The following is a 986-nucleotide window of genomic DNA, read 5'->3' on the forward strand; positions in this document are numbered from 1 at the left end:
CTACCAACAGCGTGAGCATGGCCAGGGTGGTGACGTTGCGGCTTACCAGAGCGCGGTCGTACACCTGCAGCATGTAAACGGCTGGCGTCAACATCATGACGTTTATCACGCCGCTGAAGGCGCCCAGGGCGTAAAAGCTGCGGCGCAGGCGAAACAGCGCATCGGCCAGTTCGGAACGGGTGCGTGGTGCCTTGGGCATCGGGGGCCTCCCTTCATCGCAAATCGGGAAGCCCTTGCGGCGCCCCGTACGGCGGTAGTTGTGGCTTCTTGGTCGGCTCGCAGACGGGTCGCTCTCAGGGCGAATAATCCAGAACGCTGCGTCGCTCCCACATGCAGCAGCGTAGGTTGCAATGAAACATCCAGTAATATCTTTTCGCTCTATAAATTCTTTGAACTTTTCATAAGTACCGGGAAAACAGCTAGTTGCATCGCATTACCATCGGTGGACGATTTTTTTGACGGGATATTGACAAGCTTTTCGCCTACGACTTTAGTCTGATGTATTCGGACCCTGTGCGAGTCGGGGGCGATGCATGTGCGTTACACCGCTGTATCGCACAGTTAACAGGGTTTCCGCCGTTTCGGCGGGGGCCAGCTTGCCGGCGATGAGGCCAGGGGCGTCATTACGACACCGCCCACCGGTCCCCAGAACCCTCATACAGAAACTGCGCACGTCAACACTGACTGGGCGCGGGACGGACCCTGTTGCCCTGAGATTTCTCCCGATTGATCGAGGGCAATTGCAATGGCCAATTTCAGCAAGTCGGACCTGGAGTTCATCCTCAAGCAGATTTTCATCGCCGAAGCTCACGCTGCCGGCGCCAGCCTGATCGACCTGCTGCCCAACGGCCAGGTGCCGTTCGGCCTGCGCACCGTCGATGGCAGCTACAACAACCTGGTCGCCGGGCAGAGCGAGTTCGGCGCAGCCGACAACGCGTTCCTGCGCCTGCTCGACGCCTCGTACCGTGCCAGCTATGCAGGCACCG

The 986-nt window shown here is 59.1% G+C and carries 1 protein-coding gene and 1 pseudogene; one reads left to right on the plus strand and one right to left on the minus strand.

Annotated features, from left to right (window positions below):
- Positions 1–199, minus strand: a pseudogene (locus HP547_RS28925) (type I secretion system permease/ATPase); the annotation flags it as partial.
- Positions 200–745: 546 nt separating this feature from the next.
- Between HP547_RS28925 and HP547_RS28930 the strand changes: the two are divergent.
- Positions 746–986 (plus strand): hypothetical protein (locus HP547_RS28930; RefSeq protein ID WP_172288921.1); only part of this gene is annotated, 241 nt, incomplete at its 3' end.

The sequence above is a fragment of the Pseudomonas sp. CM27 genome (assembly GCF_013179515.1).
Taxonomy (GTDB): Bacteria; Pseudomonadota; Gammaproteobacteria; order Pseudomonadales; family Pseudomonadaceae; genus Aquipseudomonas.